Here is a 23,577-nt window from a genome sequence, read left to right as displayed (position 1 = left end):
ATACAATGCCGTTACCAACAGTAATTTTACCAGGATATTTCGCCGCTGCCTCGGAATATAGCCAATTAGAGAAAATTCTGCGCGATCGCGGTTTCCCGACTCTGATAGTACCCCTAAGTCAACGGGATTGGTGGCCAACAGTAGGAGGGCGATCGATGATACCCATTTTGCGATCGCTCGATCGCACAGTCAAGCAAGCCCTGCAACAATATAATAGCTCTCAGATTAACCTCATCGGTCACTCAGCCGGCGGCTGGATTGCGCGGATATATCTCGGAGAAAAGCCCTATACTATTCATGGAGACGTAGCCGAAGACGTTGGTTTATGGAACGCTTTCCCCTCTGTAAATACCCTGGTTACTTTGGGCACGCCTCACGTCAGTCAGGAAAGATGGACTCGCAAAAATCTAGATTTTGTCAAGATTCACTATCCCGGTGCTTTTCATCCAAATGTTCGCTATGTCTGCGTTGCAGGTAAGGCAGTTTTTGGGAAGCGTGGCTTTAAAACCTGGTTAGCTTATAACAGTTATAAACTGACAATTGGGATCGCAGAAACTTGGGGAGATGGAATTACTCCCGTAGCCGCAGCACATTTAGAAGGTGCAGAAAATTTAGTTTTAGATGACGTTTGGCATTCACCGCGATCGCCTGGGAAATGGTACGGTTCACCTGAGATCGTACCATCTTGGATAGAATATTTACATTAGAGATTCTTGGGAATTGGGAATTGGTAATTGGTAATGGCTAATCGCTAATGGCTAATCGCTAATTGGTAATGGCTAATTGGTAATGGCTAATTGCTAATTGCTAATTGCTAATTGCTAATTGCTAATTGCTAATTACCCATCTCCCCTGCTCCCCCGCTCCCCTGCCCCCCCGCCCCCCCGCTCCCCCTCTTCCCCTAGCCCCTAGCCCCTTCTTCGGTAATTGGTAAGATGAAAATTCTGCTAGTAGATGATGATAGATTGTTGAGTGCAACACTGGCAAAAGTGTTAGGAGTCAATCACTACGCGATCGATCTGGCGAGTGATGGACAAGCGGGCCTCGAATTGGCAACCGCAATAGAGTATGACCTAATTTTGCTAGACGTGCAGGTTCCCAAACTTGATGGAATTAGTCTATGCCGCCAACTGCGATCGCAAGGCTACCGCAAACCCATCCTGTTACTAACAGCCAACGATTCAGATGCCGATGTCGTAGCAGGGTTCGATGCGGGAGCCGATGATTACATCAGCAAACCTTGTGCTACTGAAGTATTACTAGCCAGGATACGAACATTATTACGGCGCAGTCAAGCGCTTTCCCCTAGAGATTCTGCTCAGAATTTATTAGCTAATACCTTGACTTGGGGAAATCTTTGTTTAGACTTAGATTCGGGTCGAGTAACATTTGATAAACAAATCATTTCACTGACAGCGACAGAATATAATCTGCTCGAATTATTCCTGCGAAATCCCGATCGCATCTTTAGCCGCAGTGCCATTTTAGATCGTCTGTGGGGATTGGAGGACGCACCAACCGATCGCGCCATTATCACTCATATTAAAGATGTCCGAAAGAAACTCAAGGCAGGCGGCTTAAGTGAAGAAATCATCGAAACAGTTTATGGCATGGGCTATCGACTGAAATCCCAGCCTAAAGCAGTGCCATCTAATGCTACCAAGCCTGAAAATGATAGCACAAAAGAGCATCAATTTGGTAGTGAAAATCGACAAAATACAGACAAAATCTTCGAGCGCTTTCGAGAAGTATTCAATGAACAAATTGCCATATTAGAACAGGCAAAGAATTCATTATTAGCAGGAAATATAGAAAACCATTTACAGGAAGCGGCTAAGAATGAAGCTCATAAATTAGCAGGATCTATGGGATCTTTTGGGTATCAAGAAGGATCTAAACTGGCACGTTCCGCAGAACATTTACTAATGAACAACAGTCCTTTGTCTGGGGAAAATATTACCAAATTCTCGGAATTGGTGACAGCATTACAGCAGGAAATAACCAAACCTTCAGTTACTTTAATAGCTCCATCAACACCTACCTTTTTATCTCAGCGGCTGTTAGTAGTTGATGATGATATTGTCTTAACAGAGCGCTTAAAAGCAGAGTCAGAAGCTTGGGGATTACGCATTAAAATTGCTTCTAATCTTACCAATGCTAGAGCGCTTCTAGCTTTATCAATGCCGGATGTGATGTTACTAGACTTAAGCTTTGCAGAGACGGAGGAAGATGGATTGACGCTGCTGCAAGAAGTAACTAAGCGATCGCCCCACCTGCCGATAATTGTCTTTACAGGACGAGATAGCCTAGCCGATCGTTTGGCAGTATCGCGCTTAGGAGCTAGACAATTTTTGCACAAACCTGCTACTACTAAGCAAATTTTTGACGCAATATCTCGTGTTTTACCTCAACCTAAAACTTTAAAGGCTAAAGTCTTAATTGTAGATGATGACGTTTTAATGCTGGCTAGATTATCTGACTTTCTAACTCCTTGGGCGATCGAAGTAATAACTCTCACAGAACCCCAGCAATTTTGGGAAGTTTTAATTAGCACTAAACCTGACTTGGTAGTTTTAGATATAGAAATGCCATTCATTAATGGTTTAGAATTGTGTCAGGTTGTGCGACAGGATATCCAATGGGAAAACTTACCAATTTTGGTGGTGACAGCGCATACCGATCCAGAATCTTTGCAAAAAGCTTTTATTGCTGGAGCTGATGATTTCATCAGTAAACCTGTGTTGGGGCCTGAACTCGTGACACGGGTAATTAGTAGGATGGAGCGCTCTCGATTGTGATAATTAGTTAGGTTGGTTGTTTATATACAATCTTTAAAACCTCTAAGTTAGTTAAGATATTTTCTTCTTGTTCGCTTAAAAGGTGGGTGACAAAAATTACCACGGGAGCATGACAAGATAGATAGTTTCTAATCATCGTTAAGATTTCTACTGCATTCATTTCAGGATGTTCAAAATCTAAAATAATCAGATCGGGAGTATTTTGGCTAATTTTTATTAGCATTGACTTAAGTGAACTAGCTGTAGATATATGCCAATCATCTATCTCGGCAAATCCCGCTTGTACAATTTCCGCAAAGGTTATATGATTATGAATAAACAAAACTTGTGTTGATGACATATTTACACCACCTATTTAAAGAAAATTAAACCGTGATGTAATATAACCACAACAAAGTAAAGAATTAGTAAAGAAAAAAAAATTATCGCCAACCGAGTCAGAAAGAGGAATTTATGAAGATATCTCGGCGATTTTTACCCTACAGCCTAGCCATAGCCTCAACCGCCATTGCCCTTCTGCTTACCCTCTGGCTAGAACCCCTAATGCCTCGGACAATTGGGGTGTTTTTCTATATTGCCATTATTTTTAGTACCTGGTTTGGCGGTTTTCAGCCGGGAGTGGTGACAGTTGTGCTTTCCACACTAGCGCTCGATTATTTCTTGATTGAGCCTCGCTATCAATTTTTCCTGCTAAATACAGCACTGGATTTAGTGCAATTAAGTTTTTTCGTAGTAGTTGCCTTAACCATTAACCTATTTACCAGCAATCTTAAAGAAAATAGACAGAAAATTGCCAGACTCAATCAGCAATTAATTCAGGAAAATAGGGAACAACTGCGGATGGCGCTGTCGGCGGCGCGGATGGGGATGTGGGATTGGAATATGGTGACAGGAGAAATTACTTGGTCGCCAGAAACCGAACATTTATTTGGATTAGCTGACGGTACTTTTGATGGTAAATACGAAACCTTTGACGCTAGGCTTCATCCCCACGATCGCGAAGGCTTAAATCAGGCAAGGCAGCAAGCTTTGCAAACAAAAAGCGTTTATCAGCATGAATTTCGCCTAATTTGGCCAGATGGCAGCATTCACTGGGTTGAGGGTAGAGGACACGGCTTTGATGACGAAACAGGTAAAGCTGTGCGAATTGCTGGCACGCTCGTCAATATTGACGATCGCAAGCAATCAGAAATCTTGCTGCATCAGCAATTCGAGCAACAACGGCTGTTGATGGAAATGACCCAGCGCATTCGCCAATCCCTGAATTTAGAAGACATTCTGCAAACAACTGTAGAGGAAGTGCGCCAGTTTTTGCAATGCGATCGCGCTCTGATCTTTAAAACTGATGCCGACTATGGCGGAAAAATTCTCGTAGAATCGGTCAATCCCCCCTGGAACGCGATCTCATCTAACCATTCCCACGATCCTTGTATTGGCAAAGAATATATTGAACCCTTTCAGCAAGGCTTAGTTACTGCCAAATCAGATATTTACACTGCCCAAATTTCACCATGTCATCGGGAAATGCTGGCAGCTTTCCAAGTTAGGGCCAATCTAGTTGTACCAATTCTGCAAGGTAAAAATCTCTGGGGATTGCTAGTTGTTCATCACTGTGCCGCGCCCCGCGAATGGCAAACTTCCGAAATAGAATTACTACGCCAGTTGTCTGCACAAGCTAGTATTGCCATCCAAAAAGCCGATCTATTTGAGCAAGTAAAAACAGAATCTCTCCGCATCCAGACTGTTTTTAATACCTCCTTTGATGGCATCGTGATTTTAGACAGAGAAGGAAAGGTATTAGAGGCAAATCCCCGATTTTCTGAAATGTTAGGTTACACGCCAGAAAAAACATTAAGCCTCAACGTTTTTGACTGGGATGCTCATTTCACTTTTGACGAAGTTCAGAAATTCCTAACTGACACCAGCTTTACCAGTGGAGTATTTGAAACTCGGCACCGACGACAAGATGGCTCAATCTATGATGTAGAGATCGGTACTAACATCTTGGAATGGCAAGGGGAAATAATGCGATTCTGTGCTTGTCGAGATATTACCGAACGCAAACAGGCACAAATTGCCTTAAAAGAACTAAATAACGCCCTGGAACAAAGAGTAATAGAACGAACCGTAGAACTAACCAAATTAAACGATCGCCTGTTAATTACTTTACTAGAAAAAGATCGCGCCTATCAACTGCTAGAAGAACAAGCACAGCTACTAGATTTAGCTCATGATGGCATTATTAGCTGGGATATCAACTCCATAATTACCTTTTGGAATCATGGAGCCGAGTTGATGTATGGCTGGACAAAAGCCGAAGCCTTTGGGCAAGAAATCAAAGCTTTATTGAAAACTGAGTTTCCTCAGCCGTTGAACGTAATTGAAGCTCAACTCCTCGCCACAGGCTACTGGGAAGGTGAACTGATTCATTATAGTCGGGACAATTCCCCGATCGCAGTATCTAGCCGTTGGGTTGCCCAAAAAGACGATCTGGGTAGACTAATTAAGGTCTTGGAAATTAACAATGATATCAGCGATCGCAAAGAAGCGGCGAAACTTTTGCAGCAGAGTGAATCAACCTTACGGAGTTTCTTTAATAGTGCGGTTGTACCGATGGGCATAGTTGAGCTACATGACGGAGATATTCTCCACATTGCCGATAATTGGGCGGCGGCTCAGTTTTTCCACAATACCACCGCCGGGATGCAAAATCAGTTTTCTAGTAGCTTAGGCACATCACCAGCTACGATCAATCGTTGGATTTCCTACTACCGAGAGGCTCAACGCACTCAAGCCCCAGTTCGGTTTGAATATCTTCACCCTACCAATGATGGTGAGTGCTGGTTATCAGGAACTGTTTGCCCAATTACAATCAGCCCTAGTGAATATCCCAGATTTTCCTATATTGTCGAAAATATCACTGAACGCAAACTTGCTGAAGAAATTCTCCAACAATATCAGCGGATAATTTCCAACACAACCGATGGAATTGCGATGATGAATCGCGAATATATTTATCAGATCGCGAATCCAGCTTATTTGACTTGGTGCAACAAATCTGAAAGCGAAGTTATCGGCAATTCACTCAGAAATATACTAGGAGAAGAATTGTTTGATAACTTCATTCAACCTCGCTTAGACCGATGTTTGGCGGGAGAAAAAATTCAGTATGAAAGATGGTTTGACTATCCTAATTTAGTCCCGCAATTTTTGAACGTTACCTATACGCCTTTATATGATGCGGGTGAAAATATTTCCGGCGTTATCGTCAGTCTGCGCGATCTAACTCAGCTCAAACAAGCCGAACAAATGTTAGAGCTTCAGGCTGTTATTACCCGTAATATGGCCGAAGGCATTTGCTTAGTGAGAGCCGATAATGGAGTGATTGTCTATGCCAATCCTAAATTTGAGCAGATGTTTGGTTACGATCTGGGTGAACTCAACGGTCAGCACGTTTCGATTGTGAACTATAATAGCGAATCGGTAAGTGCTCAAGAGGTAAATCAAGCCATTCGGACTGCCGTTTTACAAAACCATGAATTCAGCTATGAAGTCCAAAATGTCAAGAAAGATGGTACGCCATTTTGGTGCAGTGCGACTTGTTCTGTATTCAAGCATTCCGAGTACGGGGATGTGCTGGTAGCAGTTCATCAAGATATCACCTTAGCGAAGCACCTCGAAGAAATTAGACAAGACGCGGAAGCAGCTTCACTACAGAAATCTAGAAAGGAAAATTTGCTCTGGAGTATTACTCAAGGGATTCGCCAATCTTTAGATATCAATGTCATTCTGAATACTACTGTTACTGAAGTTAGGCAGACATTACAAACCGATCGCACTGCTATTTACCGCTTTAATCCTGATTGGAGTGGTGATTTTGTCGTCGAGTCAGTTGGTGAGAATTGGGTAAAAATGATCGGACGCGATATTAAAAAAGTTTGTGAAGATGTCTATCTGGAAGAAACCCAAGGCGGTCGTTTCCGCAATCATGAAACCTTTGTAATTACAGATATTGGTGGGGCTGGACTTCATGACTGTCATATCCAACTTTTGCAACAGTTTCAAGCCCAAGCATATATAGCAGTCCCGATATTTTCGGGAGAATTACTCTGGGGATTATTAATCATCTATCAAAATACTGCACCTCGTAATTGGCAATCCTGGGAAATAGAATTACTCGAACAGATTACTAGCCAATTGTCGATCGCTATCCAACAATCCGAACTCTACGGACAACTTCAGATCGAACTACAAGAACGCCAGCAAGCTGAAGCCACGATCCGAGAAGCCGAACGACGCTGGCGATCGCTCTTGGATAACGTGCAGTTAATCGTTGTCGGACTCGATCGATGGGGAAATGTCAACTATGTTAATCCTTTCTTCTTAAAACTCACAGGATATACTCAAGCAGAAGTTTTAGGAAAAAATTGGTTTGAAAACTTCTTACCCCACGATCAGCAACAAGCGCTTCAAGTTGTTTTTTCGGAAGTTTTAACCCATAATTATCATCCCTATTATCAAAATTTAATCTTGACCAAATCTGGTGAAGAACGAGTCATTGCTTGGAACAATACCATGCTGCAAGATGTAGATGAAAACATCATTGGCACGATCAGTATTGGGGAAGATATCACCGAACGACAAAAGCTCGAACACATTAAAAATGAGTTTATTGGCATTGTTAGCCACGAACTTCGCACTCCTTTGACAGGAATTCAAATGTCATTGGGACTAATAAAAACAGGGGTTTACGATCGCAAACCAGAAAAAGCTCGACGCATGATTGAAATTGCCCTCCTCGATACTCATCGTTTGGTGAACCTGGTTAATGATATTTTAGATTTGGAGCGCATAGACTCCGGGCGGGCAGTTTTGGAGAAAACTGTTTGCAAAGCAGCAGATTTGATACAGCAAGCAGTCGATGGTATTCAGGCGATCGCTACTCAACAGCAAATATCATTAATTATTACCCCCACCGATGTAAAAGTCTGGGCGGCTCCAGATACTATTATCCAAACCTTGACAAATTTGCTCGGTAATGCTCTTAAATTTTCACCCCCCCACTCCACAATCCACCTCAGCGCCGAAAACCAGGCAGACTTTGCGCTCTTTCAAGTCCGCGATCGCGGACGTGGCATTCCCGCCGATAAACTAGAACTCATTTTTGGGCGATTTCAGCAAGTCGATGCCTCCGATTCCCGTGAAAAAGGAGGTACTGGGTTGGGCTTATCAATTTGTCAGAGTATTATTGAGCGACATGGCGGGAAAATATGGGTTGAAAGTATCTTAGGTGAAGGCAGCACCTTTTTCTTTACCCTACCCTTAGCTAACTTTGAATTGTAGGATTGATTCAACATCCCAAATCTCAAATCCCAAAGCGAATGATAGACAGACAAATTCTAGTTGTTGATGATGACGATTGTCTCCGGGAATTAATACAGGCGTGCTTGGAAGATTTAGCGGGATGGGAAACCCTAGTGGCAGCATCGGGAGAAGAATGTTTACAAATCCTACAAACAGAACGACCTAATGCTATTTTGTTGGATGTCTCTATGCCAGGAATGGATGGGATTGCTGTGTGCGATCGCCTCCAATCCAATCCCATCACTCGATCGATTCCAGTGATTCTGCTGACGGCAAAAGTTTTACCAAGCGATCGCACTAGATTTGCCCAGATGGGCATTGCTGGGGTAGTTTCCAAACCGATCGAGCCCATCACCCTCAAAGAAGAAATAACAGAGATGTTGGGATGGGATGAATAACTTTCAGTATTTTTGTGAAATTTTGTAACGATAACGGAATCTTTACCAATTCCTTACCCTTGCTATTTAGTCTTCTGTTACCCAGCTCAAACAACGGTTGCTATATGTACTTGACGCTCTACTGGCAACCCAAAATTTGATTTTTGATTAACCCAAAGTAAATCAACGCTTGGCAAGTATAGCAGTTGCCAAGGCAGTTAAGACATTCTAAATTTAAAACCCTGATTCTAAACCCTTCTTCCGTCTTCCCTAGCCCTGAGCATCGTAGCCCCTAGCCCCTCTTAAACCGCCTTGGCGGTTGCTATAACTAATTGCGATCGCAGTGTCCTGCGCGAAAACAAGATGATCGGGAAACAAATTCTCATTGTTGATGACGAAGAATACCTCCGCGAACTGATACAACTGTGTCTGGAAGACTTCGCAGGATGGAACACCCTAGTGGCAGCATCGGGACAAGAATGTTTGCAAATCCTACAAACAGAACAACCTAATGCTATTTTGCTGGATATCTCTATGCCGGGAATGGATGGGTTTGCCGTATACGATCGCCTCCGATCCGATCCCATCACTCGCTCGATTCCAGTGATTCTACTGACAGCGAAAATTTTACCAAGCGATCGCGCCAAATTTACCGAAATGGGCGTTAATGGGATAATTCCCAAACCATTTGAACCCACCACCCTGATGGAAAAAGTGGCAGAGATTTTGAGATGGAATGATTGACTGATACTTTTAATTCAGAACTCCTGTATTGATTACCTACCTAATAATTTCCATTTTGGTAACTAGCATTTCTTGGCGGGTTTTGCCACAGGGTTCAATACTTTGACAATCATTGACATTAGTCCTAGCATAAGTCAAGCGAACTTTCTTATTTAAAAATTGAGCTTTCTTAGCACAAATCTCAAAACTTGCACCCACTCTTCGCTCAGTATTGTTGTCATCAATCAACGTCGCATAACACATAATATCCCCATCAACCAAGCTTTTTACTGTGCCAACTTGTGGTAAAGTAGGGTCAGTCCTAGATCCGCTATTAAGATTAGCAAAATATCTCTGTAAATAGGCCGTGCGTTCCGAGGTAACTCGCTCTAGACATCCCGTATATAGTAATGGTTCCAAAGTTCCACCCAATGCTTCGGCAGCTTCAAAGTTGCAAGTTGCATCACGAAATGTAATCCACGCTCTCTGTGCTTGAATCAAGCGATTTTTGTATTCACCGCTAAGCTTGGAGATGTTTTGTTGATAGACTTGATTCAGCTTTTTATCTGCTACTGCATAGCTATCTGATGCACATTTTCTCATTTCTAAGGTATTACCATTAGGGTTGCATTTCACAGCTTGAGCTATTAAATATTCTGATTGAGCTGGGCTGGAAGACGATCCTATAGAGGATAATGTCAGTACGGTTAATAAGATAGAATTTGTGATTTTTTTGAACATGATTTTTTTAAAGTTTGTAGAGTGGTCAATCTAGGACAGGACTTATACCAAATCCGGGTTAGTCATCCCCTTTATTAGTAATAATCCGTCATTGTTCGCTGTGCTCCGCAATCGCCTAGTCTCTGCGATTGCTTCGCTGCGCTCGCAATGACAATTTTAGTAGGTTAAGATGTTCTGAGTTCCACCAAACTCACTAATTCTCTTCCCTTCTTCCTCTTCTTTCCCTTCTTCCCCTTCTTTCCCTAGCCCCTAGCCCCTAGCCCCTAGCCCCTCCCTATAAGGCATCGGTACTTCCTCGACTACAGGATGCTTTTCCAAAGTCAGCTTAGACTGTGGAGCACCAGATAAGCGCTTCAACAGTTTCGGTTTCGGATCGTGTAACAAGTATATAATCCGATCGCCACTCAGCCAATCCTCACCAACAGGTACTACCTGTAAATACCCCTCCCTTTCTATCAGTAAAGGTAGTAACTCTCCAGAACCAATTAAAGCTTCCAAATGAGCCACTTGAAATTCTAAACTCGACTCTTTAAACTGAGTTTCCCCTAACTTCACCTCCCCATCATTTAGATACTGATTCCAAGTCTTAAGTGGCAAATCTGGAATAAAGGCTTGAGGAATCTTAGTCTTATTACTCGGCCCAGTAGCAGCGCGAGGGAAAATAGCTAAAACCCTGGGGGGTTTAAACTCTTCTGCCGCTCTTTGTGCTAATACTAAATTTACCTCACCATTGCTAGTCATTGCTAAAAAAGTTCCCATTGAAGCGAGTCCCGCCTCTTCTAAAATGCTATGATCCAAGGCGCTACTTAAGAAAACTTGTAAACCTTCCTGTTCTGCTTGCAGACAAGCTGCTTCGTCAGTATCAATCATCACAGCTAGCTCTCCCCGTTCTTTAAATAAACGGGCAATTAATCTGCTCAAAGGATTCGATCCTACGATGACAGCACCAGTCACCGACTTAGAAGTAATATCTAAAATTTGAGCCACCCACCCTGCCGTCAATCCTTGCAGGAAGACTGTCATAATAATTGTTAGGAAGACTAGAGCTTTAATCGAGTCGCCGCCATTAATACCTCGCTGAGTCAATAAAATAGCAAATAGAGAAGAAACAGAAGCGGAAATGATCCCTCTAGGAGCAACCCAGCAAGCAAATAGTTTTTGTCGCCAATTCAGGCCGCTATTCCAAGTACAAAGCCAGATATTAATTGGTCGCACTATCCACATTAAGGCTAAAACTGTGAAAAAACTGCCCCAACCGAGTGCAAAAATACTGGCTATGGATAAATCTGCTGCTAAAAGTATGAATAAGACGGAAACAGCAAGGATTGTTAGTTGACCTTTAAACCTCCGTAATAGTCTTTCTTCTGGTAATGAGGCCGATCGCAATACGATTCCTGCTAAGACAGTTGCCATCAATCCTGACTCGCTGCTGATCGATTCTGCTAAAGCAAACATTCCCCATAAAGCAGCTAAGACTACGAGATTTTTGAGGTCTTCTGAGAGAAAGCGCGATCGCAACAAAATCAATCCCAGCAGCCAACCTCCTACAATCCCAATCCCTCCACCTGTAACCAATCGCAGGACTAATTCTTGGAATAACCCGAATAAATCGGGATTGCGATTCAAAACAATATTGAGTACCAATACTGCTAGAATTGCACCAACGGGATCGATTAACACGCCTTCTGCTTCCAGCATGGTTGCGACTTGGCGATCGACAGATATATGTTTGAGTAATGGCCCGATCACCGTTGGCCCCGTTACGACTACCAGGGAAGCATAAAGAAAAGCGATCGGCCAGGGAAATTCCCCTAACCAGTGAGCGGCCATACCGCCACCCACGAGGGTAATTAGGGTGCCCAGAGTAACTAAATTGCGGATGCTACCCGAAACGCGCCCCAAGTCTCTAAATTCTAAGTTCAGACCACCTTCAAACAGAATTAGCGCCACTGACAGGGAGACGATCACCTCTAAACCACTCCCTAGTAAATTGGGGTGTAACACTCCCAAACCGCTTGGCCCTGCGATCATCCCGAACAGCAGCAAAAAAACAATAGCAGGAACTTTTAGGTAGTCAGCTAAAACTTGAGCGCCGATCCCGCAGATGACTGCGATCGCCATCAGCAGGGTGAGATTAAACGAGACTTCCATAAAGAAGGGGCTAGGGACTAGGGGCTAGGGGCTAGGGAAGAAGGGACTAGGGGCTAGGGGCTACGATGCTCAGGGCTAGGGAAGAAGGGAATAGTGGGCTAGTTTGGTGGAACTCAGAACTTCTTAACTACCAAGAAGGTTGCTATATGAGTTTTGAATTGGGAGTTAATATCTAACTCAATAACTCATAACTTAAAACTCCTCAAGGATTACTGCCAGTGGCCGCCCGCCATCTGCGGTCAAAGTCTGCGAGCACCGTTGGAGAAAGTTGCGATTGTAGCCAGTCTAAGGACTGATCTTGGTTGGCTAAGCCGCGATAATATTTGCAAACGTCGATCAGTCGGATGCTAGCTGTGGTTTCGGGTACGGGTACTTGACCCCGCCACCTTTGGGCAAATTCAGTCAAAATTTTGGCGGAAAGTTGCGATTGCAGCCAGTCTAAGGACTGATCTTGGTTAGGTAAGCCGCGATAATACTTGCAAACGTCCAAAAGCCGCACGAATGTAACTTGGGGTACGGATTGATTGCGCCACCTTTGAGTAAATTCGGCCAGGAGTGAGGGGGCAATTTGGCTTTGTAACCAGATCAGGGCAATATCTTGGTTGGTGTTGGCTTTATAACTCAGGCATACGTCAATCAGGCGGATTCCTCCCAGGGGTAATGGGGTGGGAGTGGGGGTGGGTAATGGTGTGGGTTTCGGGGCTGGTACGGGTGACGGGGCTGGGGATGGTGAGGGAGTGGGGAAGGTACCGCTGGGAAATTTACTCAGGAGGGCTGTGAGTGTTTTCAGGCCAACGATGCCGTCGGCTTCTAGTCCCTGAGATTTTTGAAAGGCGATCGCAGCGGATTTAGTGCTGGTACTGTAGTTACCATCTATAGTCCCCTGATAAAATCCTTTATTTTTTAAGTGCTTCTGGATTTCTTGGACTTTGGGGGCGGGGCTACCTTCTCGCAAGCTTTCAAAGATGTTAACGTCTACCCCTCCTGTTACTCCACTGACACTGCCTTTGTCTGTATATTGCCAGAATGTCCAGGTATTCCAACCGCCGGGAACCCAAGGTTCTTGGGCCGTAGTGTAATGGGCTATCCATAGGGGGTAATCGCCAAAACGTTTGGTTCCTAAGTTGTCCCAGAAACCAGGGTAGGTGTAGATGATCGGTCGTATTTTGGTGGCTTTTTCGACTGCTTCGAGCCAAATTGCCATGCGATCGCAGATCTCCGTTGCACCCAAACCCCCTGTACTCTCTACGTCTAAAACTGCGGGCATATCCCCAGGTTCTAGCTTGACTGTTTTTAGGAACAAATCAATTTGCCCTTGAACGCTACTGGCCGGTCGAAAGAAATGGTAAGCGCCGCGCTGAATACCCGCTGCTTTCATCGCCGCCCAATTCCGGGCGAAGGTTTCGGCTACGAAGGTTGTACCTTCTGTTGACTTGACAAAGGCGAAGGTGATGCCGCTGTTGGCCACTGCTTGCCAGTTTACGTTTGGTTGGTAGTCGGAAACATCTATACCGCGAATGCTCATAAAGTTTGCACAAAGGTTTTAAAAGTTTGTTTGTCTGAAGGTGACACAAGATTAAGGGTACATTGAAGGGGACGGAAAGTTTTGAGTTTTGAGATTGCTTCGTTCCTCTCAACGCTAAACCCTGCAAGTACGCTACCTAAACGGTTTTGAGTTTTGCTAAATTTTAGGTTAAACCTGCTCCCTGAACTGTGGCATTCCCCACTAAACCACTAAATTCTGTACTATAAAGTGTTAGGACTCACAGGATAGGATTAACAACCAATATTGTTATTTTACAGGAGTTTGTAAAAGTGAACATCACTCGTATTGAACCGGGGCCTGGTCAAGAGTCTGTCTGGGATTATCCGCGTCCACCTCGGATTGATGACTCAAGCAAGCACGTCCAGGTAATTTTTAATGGTATGGTTATTGCTGATACTCATTCCAGCAGGCGGATACTAGAAACGAGTCATCCTCCTATTTACTATATCCCTCCTAGTGACATTCAGATGACTTATTTGCTCAGAACTTCGAGGACATCTTGGTGCGAGTGGAAGGGACAAGCGGGATATTACAGTATTAGTGTCGGGGATAAGCAGGTTCCTGATGCGGCTTGGTTTTATCCTAATCCGATTCCAGCTTTTGAGTCTATTAAGGATTATGTAGCTTTTTACCCCAGTTTGATGGATGCCTGTTATGTGGATGGGGAATTGGTAAAAGGGCAATTGGGCGATTTTTATGGGGGTTGGATTACTCAGGATATTGTTGGGCCGTTTAAAGGTGGGCCTGGTACTTGGGGTTGGTAGGTAATAAAAATATCGCAACTTGCGCTTGAATTAGGGATAGATTCGGATAATTGGTAATTGCTAATTGCTAATTGCTAATTGCTAATTGCTAATTGCTAATTGCTAGTTGGTAATTTAGGACTTACGATGGGGCTTCAGAAACCGGGTTTTTGAGAGCATCTGTGAGTAACAACGAAGTATTTTCGTAAAAAAACCCGGTTTATGAGGTTGGGTGCGTAAGTTCTGCAATTGCTAATTTGGGAGAATGGCAGATTTTCTCCCCCATCTCCCCCATCCTCCCCATCCTCCCCATCTTCCCCATCCTCCCCATCTTCCCCATCTTCCCCATCCTCCCCATCTTCCCCATCTCCCCATCTCCCTCTCTTTCCCTAGCCCCTAGCCCCTAGCCCCTAGCCCCTCTTCTATCTGCCTTAGACCTTAATTCCAATACCGTTCGGCTGTCCAATGCCGATCGGAAGATTGATAAATTTTTACGCTTTCTAACTTCGCAGATTGTATCATTACTTCCACTTCTTCTATAGTAAACGCTGCCTGTAGAGAATCACTAAATAATTTTTGTTGATGGGGGTTGCACTCCCATGCATACATCTCTACTAAATTCTCTTGTGCTTCCTTGTCAAAAGGTCGAAGTAAATCTCGCAAAAGTATCCCGCCATTGGGTTTAAGTACTCGCTTGACTTCTGCTAAAAATGGTAAGGGATCGGGCAAATGATGGATAATACTATTGGAAACAACCAGATCGAAGTGATTGTCTGGATAGGGCATTTTTTTTGCATCTATTAGCTCTAACTGAATCTGCGATCGCATCCCTGCTTTTTCCACATTTTCCTGACCCACTTTTAACATATTTGCGGACAAGTCGATGCCAATTACCTGCCATTGGGGCCGCATTTGACGCATAATTATCGGGATACGAGCCGTACCTGTGCCAGCATCCAAAATTTTACCCGCGATTGGCCCTAATTTTATGGCAAGTTCGGCAAAATCTGTATTAACTTCTGTGAAATCCATTGAGTCGTACTCAACTGCTTCTTCCCAGGTGTCCATTACTTCCGGTTCGAGCACTCGCTGCATAAAATCTTTCTGGTTATTTGGCAGTTCGATATAGGGGCTGAGTTTGGCTTCTAAAATTTCTATTAACTCAGGTTCCATATATTCGTAATTATCGGGGATATGCAGGCAAATGATTTTTTTTCCTGCCAGACTTTCTGGAAATTTACTGCGAAGGCGATCGCTGTGTCGCTTCTCCATCACAAATATTAAATCTGCCCACCCAATCATCCCTTCTGTAACTCTGGTTCTTGCTCCTTTTTCTGTGCCTGCTGATTTGACTGCATAATTACTATTTTCATACATCTTTTCAGCCGTCAAGCTTCTTAGCTTGTTCTGACTACAGACAAATAATATCTTAGTTTTCTCCATTTTTACTTACCTATATTAATCGTCACGCCGCCCTCTGGACGGTAATTGACTGCAAGCGAGGGCGGTATTACCTTAAAAAACATAAAAATATAACATAAAAGTGCAATCTTATCAAATCAACCAGAGAAATCGCAATAATTATTTACAATTTGATTGCGGTTTTTGCATGGGTAGAATTTGATTTTTGCATAGGTTGACTTGGCAGGTTGGACAGTTTTAAGGGGGTTTCAGAGGATTTTTTGATTTTTGGTTTAAATTTAATACACTGCTCCCTTGATTATGAAAATCATACCATAGCCCTCAAACGCTGTAAATACGTCTCATAATTGAGAATAGTGTCAATAATTTCTGTAGTATTTACATTTCTTAATGATTACAAAATTTTAATATTTAAAATAACTATGCAGTTTTTATTATTTATTCTTATCGTTTGTCCCAAAGTCTGCCTTAAAAAGTTTAAATGTGGTATAGGCGCGGAGTAAATCAAACATTTTAGAGAAATAGCGATCGCACCCTCAAAATCCGCTATAATCAGAATTAAGCGAAGTCGTTATGAGTTTGACTAAGAACTATGACCAACCCAACCGTAGAAAATTTAGTAATTATCGGCTCAGGGCCTGCTGGCTACACAGCCGCGATCTACGCAGGCCGAGCCAACCTCAAACCCGTAGTCTTTGAAGGCTATCAAATGGGCGGCATCCCCGGCGGTCAATTGATGACCACCACCGAAGTTGAGAACTTCCCCGGTTTCCCTGAAGGGATTACGGGGCCGGAATTAATGGATCGGATGAAAGCTCAGGCAGTGCGGTGGGGGGCCGAACTCTACACCGAAGACGTAATTTCCGTTGACTTAAGCGATCGCCCGTTTACAATCCGCTCCGAGGAACGGGAAATCAAAGCCCACACCATTGTCATCGCTACGGGAGCAACGGCGAAACGGTTAGGCTTGCCGAGCGAACATACATTCTGGAGTCACGGTATCTCCGCCTGTGCCATTTGCGACGGTGCGACACCGATTTTCAAAGGCGTTGACTTGGCTGTAATTGGGGCCGGTGACACGGCCGCCGAAGAGTCAATTTACCTGACTAAGTATGGCTCTCACGTACATATGTTAGTGCGGCGCGAAGAGATGCGAGCTTCTAAAGCCATGCAAGACCGCGTTTTGAGCAACCCGAAAATTACCGTACACTGGAACACGGAGGCGGTGGATGTTTTGGGCGTGCCTGGGGAGAAGATGGATGGCATCAGGATTAAGAACCTCAAGACTGGCGAAGAAAGCGATTTGCTGGTTAAGGGTTTGTTCTACGCGATCGGTCACACGCCTAATACTGAGATTTTCAAAGGCCAGATCGAATTAGACGAGCTGGGTTATATTGCGACTCGGCACGGTGGAGTAGAAACTAGCGTTGAAGGCGTTTACGCTGTCGGCGATGTCCAAGACCACGAGTTTCGGCAAGCAATCACTGCTGCTGGTAGTGGTTGCATGGGGGCAATGTTGGCGGAAAGGTGGCTATCGGCGCAGGGCTTAGCCCAGGAATTCAAACAACTTGAGGAATCCGAAAAGCCCGTTGAGAAGCCTGAAAATAAGGTTGCTCAGACGGAGGAAACTTTCGATCTAGCTGCGACGCGGCATTTAGGGGGTTATGCTTTACGGAAGTTGTTTCACGATAGCGATCGCCTAATTATGGTGAAATACTCCTCACCTACCTGCGGCCCTTGCCATACTCTCAAGCCAATTTTGAGTAAAGTCGCCGATGAGTTTGAGGGCAAAATTCACTATGTGGAAATTGACATCGAGCAAGACCCAGACATTGCTGAAAATGCTGGTGTCGTCGGTACGCCGACGATCCAATTTTTTAAGGATAAAGCTTTGGTGGAAGAACTCAAGGGAGTTAAGCCAAAAAGTCAGTACCGCCAAGTAATTGAGAGTAATTTGTAATCAGGGGCTAGGGGCTAGGGGCTAGGGGCTAGGGAAAGAGGGGGAGATGGGGAGGATGGGGGAGATGGGGGAGATGGGGGAGATGGGGGAGATGGGGAGGATGGGGAGGATGGGGAGGATGGGGGAGATGGGGGAGAAAATCCCCCATTCTCGCCAATTAGCAATTACAGGACTTACCACCCAACCAAAGAAACCGGGTTTTTTGACAAAAATACATAGAAGAGGGGCTAGGGGCTAGGGGCTAGGGGCTAGGGAAAGAGGGCGGGGGAGATGGGTGATTAGCCATTAGCCATTAGCAATTAGCAATTAGCCATTAGCCATTAGCAATTAGCCATTAGCAATTAGCCATTAGCCATTAGCAATTAGCCATTACCAATTACCAAATTAATATGACCTGTGAAGAAATTGCCAATACTCTTAAAGAATTATTTGGTGCAGCCGTAGAAGCTATAGGCTTAAATTCTTGGCAAGTAGAAACTGCTAATTTTCGGCTGTTAGTCTTACTATCAGACGATGGAAGTTGGCTGCGGATCTTAATACCAATTGTTTCTGTTGCTGAAGCTCAACCTTTTCTTGAACAACTACTCGAAGCTAACTTCGATCGCACCCTAGAAACTCGCTATGCCATCCACCAAAATGTCTTGTGGGGAGTTTTTCAGCACAATTGCCAGAGTCTTACTATTGCTGATTTTTCTTCTGCCGCCACACAATTGCTCTCTCTACATCAGCAAGGAGTGGCAGAGTTTTGGAATGAGTTGATTGAAAGCCGCATCCGTCAAATTATTCAGGCCGCTAAGGGTCAAGGACAGTCTATCCAAACTACTCTTCAAACTTTAGAGCGTTTCTATGCAGAGGGGTTGATGGGTGAGATGCAGCAGGGGTCAGAATCCCGCGAACAAACTCTAGCAGCATGGCGGCGGCAGTTGGAACATTTATGGCCAGAGGTAGAACCATAAAAAGCTGTTTGGGGAGGAAAATTAAAAAATAATCAACTCAAAACAGTATAATAAGGCTATACTCAAACTGTCAACCATCTTCAGATATATTTTCAGGAAATAGCATCAAAATATCATGGGTAAAAGAACCTATTTACCCACTCTTCGATGTGTTGCTAGTCAAACCTGCATATAAAAATAACAATTCTTTAGCTAAGACCAGCTTAAATTTTATTGACAAGTAAAAATTGTGAGTTACTAACTTGCAGATCTCAAGACAAAACTTAAGGGAGGTATATTTATGAGGGCGTTGGATGAGTTGGGCTCTGAATTATTAGTTTTACCGATACCAGAAGTTGGTACTCGGAACCTATCTTTAGAATCAACCCTCCAAGACTTGCCGCTCTACGACTTTCAGATAGAATTTACTCAGTCAGCAAAAGAACTTGCTCAAGCGTTTGAAGCACATCCCCTGCTCCCAGGAGTTATTTTAACTGAACAGAGTCATTTTGCAGGCATGATTTCCCGTCGGTTCTTTTTTGAAAAAATCAGCCGCCGCTACGGGATAGAAATGTTTTTCAAGCGACCAATTGAGATTTTATACCGCTTTTCGAGTCACGATATTTTAATTCTTCCCGGCAATACCTTAATTGTGGAAGCAACACAGCAATCATTGCAGAGAGTAGCGGACTTACTTTACGATCCGATTGTGGTTGAAATCGCGCCTCAGAACTACAGAATTTTAGACATACACCAATTACTTGTCGCTCAGTCAAAAATTCACGAATTGACAAGTCTGCTGCTCCAGAAACAAACTCAAGCTAAAATTATCCAAACTGAAAAAATGGCGAATTTAGGGCGGATGGTAGCTGGCGTGGCTCACGAAATCAGGAATCCGCTTAACTGTATTTGGGGCAACTTAAGCTTTTTAATTTCCTATTTTGAGAGTTTGATGCAGTTGTTATCAGCTTACGAAGAAGAAATAGCCGAGCCACCTGCAAAAATAGAGACAGTTAAAGAAGAGATAGAATTTGAATGGTTAAAAGAAGACTTGCCTTTAACTTTAGAAGGAATCCAAATTGGTTCAGAGCAACTTCTTAAAGTTGTCAATGGACTGCACAACTTCTCTCACATGGACGAAACAAAACGCCGAGAAGCTAACATTCATGAATGTATCGATACCACACTTCTGATCCTGAAAAGCCGCCTCAGAAATGCGGTAAAAGTGGTGAAAGAGTACGGGTTTCTGCCCCCGATTAACTGTTACTCAGGTCAATTGAGCCAAGTATTTATGAACTTGCTTGTCAACGCCCTCGACGCTCTAGCAGAACACGCATCTGAGCAAGAATTAAAGGCAGAATGCAGCGAAAATTGGCAGCCTAAGATCGAGATTATTACAGAAACCTTAGAGATTGAGAGTGCTAGCTGGGCAGCAATTCGGATTAGCGACAACGGGCCCGGCATTCCCCTAGAGATTCAGGAGCGCATATTTGATAACTTTTTTACCACGAAACCTATGGGCAAAGGCAGCGGTTTGGGACTGGCAATTAGCCATCAAATTGTCACGGAAAAACACAGGGGTAGACTGAATTTGCGATCGCAACCAGGTAAAGGCACAGAATTTGAAATCTTGCTACCAGTAGTTTGAGCTTCGCCCTTACCAAAGCTTTAACAAAATTGGGCTTAATCCCAAATTGAAAATCCAACATCTAAAAAAGAACTGAAATGATACGCTAAGTTGGTAGCAAATTCTATCTGCCCAATCCTTGAAGCGTCTGCTTTCGCGCCAAGCCAGAATGTTTGTGGGAAATAAATTAGATTCAAAATCGTCTGGGCCATCCCTATCCGAAGCGAGCAACCAAGACCTCTCTCTGGAGTCCACCCTCCGGGATTTACCCCTCTACCATTTTCAGGTACTATCAACCTGTCTGGGAGTAACTGTTACTGAGATATTTGAAAAATATCCTCTTCTACCTGGAGTCATCTTGACAGAAGAGGGAGAATTTGTGGGGATGATGTCGCGGCGGCGACTGCTAGAGTACCTGCTCAAACCCCAGGCACTAGAGTTGTTTTTAAACTTGCCCTTGAAAGTCCTCTACAGCTATGCTCGCACGGAGATGCTAGTTCTGCCAGAGAGTACAACCATTTTAATTGCAGCACAGCAGGCTTTTAGGCGATCGCCAGAATTACAGGGAGAACCAATCATCACTGTACAGTCGGAATCCAAATCTTACCGATTATTAGACGTTCATGCTTTAAATATCGCCTATTGGCAAATTCGAGGTATCGAAACTCAAGTGCGATACGAACGCGCCCAAGCTCAAATGATTCAAAGTGAGAAAATGGCAAGCTTGGGGCGTTTAGTAGATGGCGTAGCACACGCAATTTTAGATCCAGTTGGTTTTATTTGGGGTAACTTAACTTACGTCACAGGTTACAGCGAGAATTTAATAGAATTGCTATCTGCTTACGAAGCCCTTTGGCCAGAGATTCCCGAAGAAATTTCCCAGCTAAAACAAGAAATAGAATTTGATTTTTTACAAAAAGATTTGCCGCGAACCATTGGTAGTATTAGATCGGGAGCCGAACGCCTGACTAAATTAGCAACAAGTTTGCAAAACTTTTGCCACATAGATGAAGTACATCCCAAACCCGCTGACTTGCACGCGGTCATTGACGGGATTGTTTTGCTATTAAAGAGCCGACTAACAGGAGAAATAGAAGTAGTAAAAAATTATGGATACTTACCACCAGTGCCTTGTTATGCAGGACAGCTAAACCAAGTGTTCATGAATATTTTGACTAATGCCATCAACGCCTTGATTAATGAAGCTGTTAGTCAGGAATTAGCGAAAGAATTTAGAGGTGTAGTGTTCAAAGACCCAGCTCATAAACCCAGAATTGAAATTACTACAGAAGTTTGTTCCCCAGAGCCGCCTGTGGATGCCGAAAGACCATTACTGCGGTGGGTTTCTATTCGTATTGCTGACAATGGGCCGGGGATGTCTTCAGGGAAACAGCAGAGAATTCTACAATCCTTTTCTACAGAAAAACGCGCTGAGAAAGAGACAAGTCTAGCCGTGAGCTATCAAATTGTCACGGCTAAGCATGGTGGAAGATTCAGGATGCGATCGCAACTTGGTATCGGCACTGAATTTGAAATTCTCTTACCCTTGGTTTGACACTCCCCGTCTTTTGGCCTAGCCTGCCGTAGGCATAGACACGGCGATTCTTAAGGACAAACTTTGGGAGACGATCTACCCAAAGTATAACCATTAGAAAGTATAACCGTTAGACCGATGGATCTGTCTCAGGAGAAACCAAACTCTCATTGTTAGGTAACAGCCAACTGAGAAGCATCGCAGTCAACCCCCCAGTGGAAATAGCAGAACCAAAAAGGTTGTTAAATAGTGGTGGCTTATTAGCAAAAATCTGAGGCATGAATACCACCCCTAAGCCTAAGCCGAGAGAAACAGCCACGATAATCATCGATCGCCGATCTAATCCTGCCGAAGCAACAATTCCCAACCCAGCAACAGCGATCGAGCCGAACATCACCAGTGTCGCACCACCCAAGACAGGCTGGGGAATCGCTTGAAACACACCGCCCACAATCGGGAGCAAGCCTAGAATAGCAAAAATCCCAGCGACAAAGAAGCCGACATAACGACTACCAACTCCTGTCATTTGAATCACACCATTATTTTGGCTAAAGGTTGTGTTTGGGAAGGTATTTAGCACAGCAGCAATCAGCGAGTTGACTCCATCACCGAGCACTCCACCCTTAATGCGCCGGATGTAAAGCGCACCCTTAACGGGTTCCTTAGAAACAGCAGAGGTAGCAGTTAAGTCTCCAACCGTTTCAATCGCTGTCAGCACATACAACAGGATAAATGGGACGAAGGCAGCAAAGTCGAAGCTCATACCATAGCGAAACGGAATTGGTAAGCTAAAGGCGGGCAGCTTGCTTAAAGAACTAAAATCGACAATGCCCAGAAACAGCGAGATGATATAGCCAACCCCAAGTCCGATCGCGATCGCCCCCATCCGCAGATATCGATTTCTTGATAGGGTGAGTACCACAACTAACAGAAGTACCGTACCTCCGAGAGCGAGGTTCTGCCAACTTCCAAATGAACCATCATTTTTTGCTAATGCAGCCGCTCCACCAGCCAAACTGGTAATTCCAGTCTTGATTAAGCCCAGCCCAATAATCATTACCACCGTACCAGAGACAACTGGCGTGATGATTTTATCCATCAAATGCAGAAATCGACTGAGAATGATTTCGACAAAAGAGCCAAAGAAGCAAACGCCAAAAATTAATGCTAGCGCCTGCTCAGGTGTTTTACCTCCCTGCAATGCCACAGTGCCAACGCCTAAAATCGGCCCTAGAAAAGCGAAGCTCGTACCCTGAAGGCTCAACAATCCCGATCCTATAGGTCCAATTTTCTTACATTGAATAAATGTACAGATCCCAGACGCAAACAGCGACATACTGATCAAATAGCTTGTATTCGCGGCATCTAATCCCAAACTGGTGCAAATAATTAATGGCGGAGTAATAATGCCCACGAAAGCAGCCAGAACGTGCTGAAATGCCACGAAAATTGCTTCTCCAACAGGCGGTTTGTCTGTTAAACCATAGAGTAGCTCTGATGGTCTGACAGAATTTTCTGTGGTCGGAATTTCCTCTACGGCGAGATCGGTATTCGCTTCTATCATTTAATTTAAAGGTGACGAATGATGGGTGGATATACGGTATACAATCAAATGCGGATGTCAGATGTTGCTAACTAAGATACAAAATTACTAAA

At 43.9% G+C, this 23,577-nt stretch carries 18 protein-coding genes; 11 read left to right on the top strand and 7 right to left on the bottom strand.

Annotation, left to right across the window (positions count from 1 at the left end):
* Positions 1 to 5: 5 nt before the first annotated feature.
* Positions 6 to 707, top strand: coding sequence for an esterase/lipase family protein (locus OSCIL6407_RS0100630; RefSeq protein WP_007354594.1), 702 nt, complete (start codon positions 6 to 8; stop codon positions 705 to 707).
* 228 nt (positions 708 to 935) lie between these two features.
* Positions 936 to 2,798 (top strand): response regulator, encoded by a 1,863-nt coding sequence (locus OSCIL6407_RS0100625; protein WP_007354191.1) that lies wholly within the window; start codon positions 936 to 938, stop codon positions 2,796 to 2,798.
* Positions 2,799 to 2,805: 7 nt separating this feature from the next.
* On the opposite strand, the gene OSCIL6407_RS0100620 is transcribed toward OSCIL6407_RS0100625, so the two are convergent.
* The gene (locus OSCIL6407_RS0100620) at positions 2,806 to 3,138 is read right to left on the bottom strand and encodes a response regulator (protein WP_007354190.1); all 333 of its coding nucleotides are present in this window, start codon (positions 3,136 to 3,138) and stop codon (positions 2,806 to 2,808) included.
* 113 nt (positions 3,139 to 3,251) lie between these two features.
* On the opposite strand from OSCIL6407_RS0100620, the gene OSCIL6407_RS0100615 reads away from it, so the two are divergent.
* The 3 genes from OSCIL6407_RS0100615 (at position 3,252) to OSCIL6407_RS0100605 (ending at position 9,283) form a co-directional block, all read left to right on the top strand.
* Positions 3,252 to 8,141 (top strand): PAS domain S-box protein, encoded by a 4,890-nt coding sequence (locus OSCIL6407_RS0100615; protein ID WP_007354189.1) that lies wholly within the window; start codon positions 3,252 to 3,254, stop codon positions 8,139 to 8,141.
* Positions 8,142 to 8,179: 38 nt separating this feature from the next.
* A complete protein-coding gene (locus OSCIL6407_RS0100610; protein WP_007354188.1) occupies positions 8,180 to 8,560 on the top strand; it encodes a response regulator in 381 nt (126 codons plus the stop codon).
* 342 nt (positions 8,561 to 8,902) lie between these two features.
* Positions 8,903 to 9,283, top strand: a complete 381-nt coding sequence (locus OSCIL6407_RS0100605; protein ID WP_007354187.1) for a response regulator — start codon at positions 8,903 to 8,905, stop codon at positions 9,281 to 9,283.
* Positions 9,284 to 9,319: 36 nt separating this feature from the next.
* Here the strand turns inward: OSCIL6407_RS0100605 and OSCIL6407_RS0100600 are convergent, their stop codons facing one another.
* The 3 genes from OSCIL6407_RS0100600 to OSCIL6407_RS0100590 all read right to left on the bottom strand — a co-directional run bounded on the left by OSCIL6407_RS0100600 (position 9,320) and on the right by OSCIL6407_RS0100590 (position 13,679).
* Complete coding sequence (locus OSCIL6407_RS0100600) at positions 9,320 to 10,003, bottom strand: lysozyme inhibitor LprI family protein (RefSeq protein WP_007354186.1); 684 nt, start codon at positions 10,001 to 10,003, stop codon at positions 9,320 to 9,322.
* Positions 10,004 to 10,252: 249 nt separating this feature from the next.
* Positions 10,253 to 12,154, bottom strand: coding sequence for a cation:proton antiporter (locus OSCIL6407_RS0100595; protein ID WP_007354185.1), 1,902 nt, complete (start codon positions 12,152 to 12,154; stop codon positions 10,253 to 10,255).
* A gap of 202 nt (positions 12,155 to 12,356) precedes the next feature.
* A complete protein-coding gene (locus OSCIL6407_RS0100590; protein ID WP_007354184.1) occupies positions 12,357 to 13,679 on the bottom strand; it encodes a GH25 family lysozyme in 1,323 nt (440 codons plus the stop codon).
* Positions 13,680 to 13,969: 290 nt separating this feature from the next.
* Between OSCIL6407_RS0100590 and OSCIL6407_RS0100585 the strand changes: the two genes are divergently transcribed.
* Both OSCIL6407_RS0100585 and OSCIL6407_RS36075 read left to right on the top strand, forming a co-directional pair.
* Positions 13,970 to 14,464 (top strand): DUF427 domain-containing protein, encoded by a 495-nt coding sequence (locus OSCIL6407_RS0100585; protein ID WP_007354183.1) that lies wholly within the window; start codon positions 13,970 to 13,972, stop codon positions 14,462 to 14,464.
* Between the two features lie 228 nt (positions 14,465 to 14,692).
* The gene (locus OSCIL6407_RS36075; RefSeq protein WP_173401159.1) at positions 14,693 to 14,836 is read left to right on the top strand and encodes a hypothetical protein; all 144 of its coding nucleotides are present in this window, start codon (positions 14,693 to 14,695) and stop codon (positions 14,834 to 14,836) included.
* Between the two features lie 45 nt (positions 14,837 to 14,881).
* Here the strand turns inward: OSCIL6407_RS36075 and OSCIL6407_RS0100575 are convergent, their stop codons facing one another.
* Entirely contained in the window at positions 14,882 to 15,886 is a 1,005-nt protein-coding gene (locus tag OSCIL6407_RS0100575) for a methyltransferase domain-containing protein (RefSeq protein WP_007353568.1), read from the bottom strand.
* Between the two features lie 571 nt (positions 15,887 to 16,457).
* Here OSCIL6407_RS0100575 and trxB point away from each other — a divergent pair.
* On the top strand, positions 16,458 to 17,825 hold the full coding sequence (trxB, locus tag OSCIL6407_RS0100570; protein WP_019486804.1) for a thioredoxin-disulfide reductase: 1,368 nt from the start codon (positions 16,458 to 16,460) through the stop codon (positions 17,823 to 17,825).
* 14 nt (positions 17,826 to 17,839) lie between these two features.
* On the opposite strand, the gene OSCIL6407_RS36835 is transcribed toward trxB, so the two are convergent.
* Positions 17,840 to 17,989 (bottom strand): hypothetical protein, encoded by a 150-nt coding sequence (locus OSCIL6407_RS36835; RefSeq protein ID WP_234709916.1) that lies wholly within the window; start codon positions 17,987 to 17,989, stop codon positions 17,840 to 17,842.
* A 225-nt stretch (positions 17,990 to 18,214) separates the two neighbouring features.
* On the opposite strand from OSCIL6407_RS36835, the gene OSCIL6407_RS0100560 reads away from it, so the two are divergent.
* The 3 genes from OSCIL6407_RS0100560 (at position 18,215) to OSCIL6407_RS0100550 (ending at position 21,942) form a co-directional block, all read left to right on the top strand.
* Entirely contained in the window at positions 18,215 to 18,781 is a 567-nt protein-coding gene (locus tag OSCIL6407_RS0100560) for a hypothetical protein (RefSeq protein WP_007357701.1), read from the top strand.
* A 280-nt stretch (positions 18,782 to 19,061) separates the two neighbouring features.
* Positions 19,062 to 20,408, top strand: coding sequence for a sensor histidine kinase (locus OSCIL6407_RS0100555; protein ID WP_007357700.1), 1,347 nt, complete (start codon positions 19,062 to 19,064; stop codon positions 20,406 to 20,408).
* A gap of 148 nt (positions 20,409 to 20,556) precedes the next feature.
* Positions 20,557 to 21,942, top strand: coding sequence for a sensor histidine kinase (locus OSCIL6407_RS0100550; RefSeq protein WP_007357699.1), 1,386 nt, complete (start codon positions 20,557 to 20,559; stop codon positions 21,940 to 21,942).
* 109 nt (positions 21,943 to 22,051) lie between these two features.
* Here OSCIL6407_RS0100550 and OSCIL6407_RS0100545 read toward each other — a convergent pair whose 3' ends face one another.
* Positions 22,052 to 23,485 (bottom strand): uracil-xanthine permease family protein, encoded by a 1,434-nt coding sequence (locus OSCIL6407_RS0100545; protein ID WP_007357698.1) that lies wholly within the window; start codon positions 23,483 to 23,485, stop codon positions 22,052 to 22,054.
* Positions 23,486 to 23,577 lie beyond the last annotated feature (92 nt).

Source organism: Kamptonema formosum PCC 6407 (assembly GCF_000332155.1).
In the GTDB taxonomy this organism is placed as follows: domain Bacteria; phylum Cyanobacteriota; class Cyanobacteriia; order Cyanobacteriales; family Microcoleaceae; genus Kamptonema; species Kamptonema formosum.
The sequence above is the reverse complement of the archived record's forward strand: the minus strand, read 5'-3'. Positions and strand labels throughout refer to the sequence as shown.

Coding starts and splice junctions, on each gene's coding strand:
- OSCIL6407_RS0100630 (WP_007354594.1), top strand. CDS start 6: ATGCCGTTACCAACAGTAATTTTACCAGGATATTTCGCCGCTGCCTCG.
- OSCIL6407_RS0100625 (WP_007354191.1), top strand. CDS start 936: ATGAAAATTCTGCTAGTAGATGATGATAGATTGTTGAGTGCAACACTG.
- OSCIL6407_RS0100620 (WP_007354190.1), bottom strand. CDS start 3,138: ATGTCATCAACACAAGTTTTGTTTATTCATAATCATATAACCTTTGCG.
- OSCIL6407_RS0100615 (WP_007354189.1), top strand. CDS start 3,252: ATGAAGATATCTCGGCGATTTTTACCCTACAGCCTAGCCATAGCCTCA.
- OSCIL6407_RS0100610 (WP_007354188.1), top strand. CDS start 8,180: ATGATAGACAGACAAATTCTAGTTGTTGATGATGACGATTGTCTCCGG.
- OSCIL6407_RS0100605 (WP_007354187.1), top strand. CDS start 8,903: ATGATCGGGAAACAAATTCTCATTGTTGATGACGAAGAATACCTCCGC.
- OSCIL6407_RS0100600 (WP_007354186.1), bottom strand. CDS start 10,003: ATGTTCAAAAAAATCACAAATTCTATCTTATTAACCGTACTGACATTA.
- OSCIL6407_RS0100595 (WP_007354185.1), bottom strand. CDS start 12,154: ATGGAAGTCTCGTTTAATCTCACCCTGCTGATGGCGATCGCAGTCATC.
- OSCIL6407_RS0100590 (WP_007354184.1), bottom strand. CDS start 13,679: ATGAGCATTCGCGGTATAGATGTTTCCGACTACCAACCAAACGTAAAC.
- OSCIL6407_RS0100575 (WP_007353568.1), bottom strand. CDS start 15,886: ATGGAGAAAACTAAGATATTATTTGTCTGTAGTCAGAACAAGCTAAGA.
- trxB (WP_019486804.1), top strand. CDS start 16,458: ATGACCAACCCAACCGTAGAAAATTTAGTAATTATCGGCTCAGGGCCT.
- OSCIL6407_RS0100560 (WP_007357701.1), top strand. CDS start 18,215: ATGACCTGTGAAGAAATTGCCAATACTCTTAAAGAATTATTTGGTGCA.
- OSCIL6407_RS0100555 (WP_007357700.1), top strand. CDS start 19,062: ATGAGGGCGTTGGATGAGTTGGGCTCTGAATTATTAGTTTTACCGATA.
- OSCIL6407_RS0100550 (WP_007357699.1), top strand. CDS start 20,557: ATGTTTGTGGGAAATAAATTAGATTCAAAATCGTCTGGGCCATCCCTA.
- OSCIL6407_RS0100545 (WP_007357698.1), bottom strand. CDS start 23,485: ATGATAGAAGCGAATACCGATCTCGCCGTAGAGGAAATTCCGACCACA.